This is a genomic window from Marseilla massiliensis, assembly GCF_016899855.1.
In the GTDB taxonomy this organism is placed as follows: Bacteria; Bacteroidota; Bacteroidia; order Bacteroidales; family Bacteroidaceae; genus Prevotella.
This window is the reverse complement of the sequence record NZ_JACJJG010000153.1, coordinates 1-5,325: the sequence shown is the minus strand read 5'-3', so window position 1 is coordinate 5,325 and position 5,325 is coordinate 1. Positions and strand designations below refer to the sequence as shown.

The 5,325-nt window shown below is 52.6% G+C and carries 4 protein-coding genes; 1 reads left to right on the top strand and 3 read right to left on the bottom strand.

Features of this window, described 5'->3' with window-relative positions:
- Positions 1 to 42: 42 nt before the first annotated feature.
- The 3 genes from prfB to H6A34_RS13665 all read right to left on the bottom strand — a co-directional run bounded on the left by prfB (position 43) and on the right by H6A34_RS13665 (position 3,965).
- Positions 43 to 1,164: a peptide chain release factor 2 gene (gene prfB / locus H6A34_RS13675; RefSeq protein WP_205105968.1), complete on the bottom strand. Its 1,122-nt coding sequence runs from the start codon at positions 1,162 to 1,164 to the stop codon at positions 43 to 45.
- Positions 1,165 to 1,201: 37 nt separating this feature from the next.
- The gene (locus H6A34_RS13670) at positions 1,202 to 3,028 is read right to left on the bottom strand and encodes an AMP-dependent synthetase/ligase (protein ID WP_205105967.1); all 1,827 of its coding nucleotides are present in this window, start codon (positions 3,026 to 3,028) and stop codon (positions 1,202 to 1,204) included.
- Positions 3,029 to 3,338: 310 nt separating this feature from the next.
- Entirely contained in the window at positions 3,339 to 3,965 is a 627-nt protein-coding gene (locus H6A34_RS13665) for a hypothetical protein (RefSeq protein WP_021947892.1), read from the bottom strand.
- 264 nt (positions 3,966 to 4,229) lie between these two features.
- Between H6A34_RS13665 and H6A34_RS13660 the strand changes: the two genes are divergently transcribed.
- Positions 4,230 to 5,291 carry a M20 family metallo-hydrolase gene (locus tag H6A34_RS13660; protein ID WP_205105966.1) on the top strand — a complete coding sequence of 354 codons (1,062 nt, stop codon included), beginning with the start codon at positions 4,230 to 4,232 and terminating at the stop codon, positions 5,289 to 5,291.
- Positions 5,292 to 5,325 lie beyond the last annotated feature (34 nt).

Here is a 5,325-nt window from a genome sequence, read left to right as displayed (position 1 = left end):
TCTTAACTCCTTTACTCCATAACTTCTTAACTCCTAAGAAATTTACTCTTCCTCGCTCACTGGGAACTCCATGAGGTACGCCTTGATGAATCCGTCAATCTTGCCGTCCATCACTCCGTCGACATCGGTTGTCTGGTAACCCGTGCGGTGATCCTTTACACGGCGGTCGTCGAAGACATAGCTGCGTATCTGGCTGCCCCACTCTATCTTCTTCTTGCCGGCCTCTATCTTGGCCTTGGCCTCAAGACGCTTCTTCATGGCGCGGTCATAGAGTTGCGATTTGAGCAGTCGCATGGCGTTGTTGCGGTTCTCCAGCTGCTTACGGCTTTCCGTATTCTCGATCAAAATCTCTTCTTCCTCACCGGTATCGGGGTCAACATACTGATAGCGGAGGCGCACTCCGGTCTCAACCTTGTTGACGTTCTGTCCGCCTGCACCGCCCGAGCGGAAGAGGTCCCAGCTGACTTTCGACGGGTCAACGTACACCTCTATGGTATCATCTACGAGCGGAGTGACGAACACGCTGGCAAAACTTGTCATGCGTTTGCCCTGCGCATTGAAGGGCGATACACGCACAAGGCGGTGCACTCCGTTCTCGCTCTTGAGGTAACCGTAGGCGTATTCCCCGCCCTCTATCTCCATAGTGACGCTCTTTATGCCTGCCTCGTCTCCCTCTTGCAGGTCACTTATCTTCACTGTATGCCCGTGGGCCTCGGCCCACCGCATATACATACGCATGAGCATCTGCGCCCAATCCTGGCTCTCTGTGCCTCCAGCGCCGCTGTTTATCTTAAGAACACAGTCCATGGGGTCTTCCTTCTGGCGCAGCATATTCTTCAGTTCGAGGTCTTCAATAGCCTTGATGGCCTTGGCGTAATCATCGTCAACCTCATCCTCGGGCACCATCTGCTCGTGGTAAAAGTCAAAAGCCAGCTGCAGTTCGTCAGCCAGCGTGCGTACTTCCTTGTATCCTTCTACCCACCGTTGGATACCCTTTACCTTCTTCATTTGCTCCTGTGCCCTCTTCGGGTCGTCCCAAAAGTCTGGAGCCTGGGTACGGAGTTCCTCTTCCTCAAGCTCTATTTTCTTCTTGTCTATATCCAAATATCTGTGCAGGGCGTCAGCACGCTCAAGCACATCCTTCAGTTGGTCGCTTGTTATCATTTGTATTTACGGTTATGAGGTTTTAGGTTATGAGGTTTTACGGTTGGCTTTCCACCTCTTCCTCATACATCTTTTCTATTTCGGCGGCGTAGTTCTTGTTGAGCACCTTGCGCCTGATTTTCAGCGTATTGGTAAGCTCGCCGCGCTCCATGGTGAAATGGTTGGGCAGCAGGGTGAAGCGTTTTATCTTCTCGTAGCTTGCCAATTGTTGTTGCAGTGTCTCTATACGCTCGGCCATCATCTCGTGAATCCCGGCATCGGCGCACAACTCCTCACGGCTGTTGAACTTTATACCGTGCTTAACGGCGTACTCCTCCAGCAGGGCATAGTCGGGTATGATTAGCGCGGAGACGAACTTGCGGCGGTCGGCTATGACTGCGATTTGGTCGATGAACTTGTCCACCAGCAGTTTCGACTCTATTATCTGCGGAGCTATGTACTTGCCGTTTGACGTCTTGAAGAGGTCTTTTATGCGGTCGGTAAGGAACAGTTCGCCGTTCTTCAAGTATCCGGAGTCGCCCGTATGGAAGAATCCTTCCTCGTCGAACGCCAACTTGTTCAGTTCCTCGCGCTTATAATACCCCTTGGTGATGGTAGGGCCTTTGAGCATTATTTCGTCGTTCTCTCCGAACTTCACCTGCAATCCGTCAATCAAGCGGCCTACAGAACCAACGGTAAACGGGCGCCCCTTGAAGTCGGCCGACACGGTTGCCAGGCTCTCGGTAAGGCCGTAGCCCACTATCATACAGATTCCTATGGAGTGTACGAAGCTCTCGATTTCTGCCGACACGGTAGCTCCCGCCGTAGGGAATATGTTGGGACGGTCAAGTCCGAGCTCGTCCCTTACTATGCGGAACAGCGTGCGGTGCATCAGCGCATACTTCATCCTGAGCGCCAGCGGCGGCCTGCGGCCCTTGCTAAGGTATTCGATGTTGTGGCGCCGGCCTATCTCGAGCGCCTTGTTCAGCAGCTTGCGCTGCGCCGGCGTGGTGCGGTCGATACGGTCGATTACCTCGGCGTAGACTTTCTCCCAGAACCTCGGGACGGCGCACATGCACGTAGGATGTACCTGGCGCATTGACTGCTGTATGTCCTTCGGGTTGGTATTAACAACTATCTCGGCGCCCTCGCTGATGCAAAGGAACAGCCATGCGCGCTCGAAGATGTGCGTCATGGGCAGGAAGTCCATTATCCTGTCGCTCTCGCCCACGGGTATTACCTTGTCGTTGGCCTCCAAGGCGGCGTGGTACTGGCCGTATGTCAGCATTACACCCTTGCTGTTACCGGTTGTTCCGCTGGTGTAAAGTATGTTGCACAAGTCGTCGTCGCATGCCTCGGCGTAAAGCTTTTCCACCTCCGACTGGCGCGGACTGTTCTCGCCGAGGGTCATGAAGTCGTCGAAATACAGCGAGTTCTTGTCGGCGGGATTGATTTCCACGCGGCGGTCGTATATGATTATCCGCTCAAGCGTATGGCAGTGAACGAACACCCTGCGGGCCTTGTCGTACTGCTCCTGCTCGCCCACAAAGAGCACGCGTATCTGCGCATCGTCAATCATATACTGTATCTGCTGCTCGCTGCTCGTGGCGTAGAAGGGTACGGTAACGGCCCTGATGCCGAACGCCCCGAAGTCGGTGTACAGATACTCTACGGCATTCTGGGAGAACACTCCCACGTTTTCCTGAACCCTGACGCCTATGTTGAGGAGGGCATTGGATACATGCCGCACCTTACGGGAGAAATCCCGCCATGTGGCCGACTTCCATTTTGTCCCGCCGAAGTCGCGATATATCAATGCGCGGCGGTTTCCGTACTTCTCGGCCTGCCTGTGAATGAGCACCGACAGATGGCATTTTGTCTGCATAGTCGTGTGGTTTTAAGTATGTCGTGGTAGCTTACATGCAAAAATAATATAAAAAATCGAAAGGCGCAAAACAATGGATGAATTATTTTGATTTAACCATAAGGCACGGGCATGGGGCGTAACGCCAGGACAAAAAGACAACACTCTAAAGCCATCTGCCGACAAGTTGAAAGACACCCGGCCAGCGGACAATTTGCAAAAGGTGGCCTTTTGGCTTCCAAAAGACCGTCAATCGCACGCTAAAAGGCCATCTTTTGCGTTTCAAAAGATGGCCTTTCGTAAAAGCGTCCGGCGCAAGCCGTTACGCGGTTTATTCGTTAAGGGTAACTTTACCGTTCTCGTCGACGGTATAGTTCAGTTCGTAGAACACTATTGAAGTCCTCCCGGCGTTGGTCACGGTCTCCTTGCCTTCCTCTACGACGTTGAGCGTCAGTTCCATCGGAGCCTTGTCAAAGGTATTGGCAGAGAAGCTGTCCACCGACTTATACGTGTATCCCTTCGGTATGAGAGCTTTCGCGTCTTCTATGATTTTGGTGTATTTCGCCGCGTCAATTTTGTCAAGGTCGAGCACAGGAAAGTCCTTCGGGTCATCATACTTGTCGCCCTTGGCGAAGCTGGTGTCGTCAAGGTCGGACGCCTTCCAACCCAAAGAGGCGTGGAACGACTGCTGCCACGCCTTGCCGTCATTGTCGATCATGTAGAAGCGTATTGACGCGACATTGCCCGTAAGCTCGTCGTTGCCATTGTCTTCACTCCAGTCTACCGACACTACTTTCCACTTCGTAGGGTCAAAATTCGACTTGGCCAGTTCCTTGGCCTTCTCAAGCACCTCCGGCGAATCGGTCTTCATACCGCCAAGTTTCGACACGACGTCGCCGCACGACACCATTACCAAGGCCGCGAGGGCCAGCAAAATAGCTCTTGATTTCTTGAACATAATGTTTTGTTTTTATTAAGGTTAAACATAATACTCACTCTTCCCGATGCTCCAAAAGGAAACAATTACAGCCGAAAAAACTTTACAAATATAGGCATTTTGACTTTACCCCCCCCGAAAAATTAACGTTAAATAAGACGATTTTCAAGTAATTAAGACGGATAAAGGTGGTTAACGCCGCCTGCAACAAGATATATCTTTAATTATTTTAACCTTCCCTATTAGCCTTAACACCCCGAAAAGCGTTATCTTTGCTGACATATTATGTGCACAAAGAATTATCTTGAAGACGCGGTAAGCCTGCTCCAAAGGCTCATCGCCACACCGTCAATAAGCCGTGACGAGGCCGCCGCGGCCGACATAATGGAGGAAACGCTGCGCGGATACGGCTTCTGCCCGCGCCGCGAGGGCAACAATGTATGGGCAGTATGCCCCGACTATGACGAAAAGAGACCGACATTGCTGCTCAACGCGCACATCGACACGGTGAAGCCCGTAAGCTCATGGACCCGCGACCCGTACAGTCCCGACATTGAGAACGGCACGCTGTACGGCCTCGGCAGCAACGACTGTGGCGGCGGACTGGTGGCTTTGTTGCAGGCATTTCGCCACCTGACGACGTTGGAAAGACAGTATAACATCATATACTTAGCCTCGGCCGAAGAGGAGGTTTCGGGCAAGGACGGCATCAGCAGGGCGTTGCCACTGTTGCCGAAGATTGACCTCGCGATAGTTGGCGAACCTACTTCCATGCAACCGGCGACGGCCGAAAAGGGTCTCATGGTGGTCGACGCGGTGGCTCACGGGGTATCAGGGCACGCCGCAAGAAACGAGGGAGTCAACGCCATATACATTGCCCTCGACGACATAAATTGGCTGCGCACATACCAATTCGACAAGATTAGCCCCCTGCTCGGCCCCGTAAAGATGACCGTCACGGTAATCAACGCGGGCACGCAGCACAACGTCGTGCCGGACGAATGCCGCTTCACGATAGACATAAGGACTAATGAGCACTATAGGAACGAAGAGGTTTTCGAGTTTCTTAAAACCAAAATGAAGAGCGAGATACATGCCCGCTCGTTCCGTTTGTCGTCGTCCGGCATACCGTCAGACCACCCGATAGTGCGCCGTTGCGTAGAAATGGGCATGACGCCGTTCGGCTCGCCCACCCTTTCGGACCAGGCCCTGATGTCTTTCCCGTCACTGAAGCTCGGGCCGGGCGACTCGGCACGCTCTCACTCTGCCGACGAATTCATAAGAATTAAGGAAATAGACGACGCGATAAAGACGTATATCGAGCTGCTTATCGCCGTTAAGTTGTAATAGAAAAAGGAGTTATCGGGAGTAAAAAGGGAGT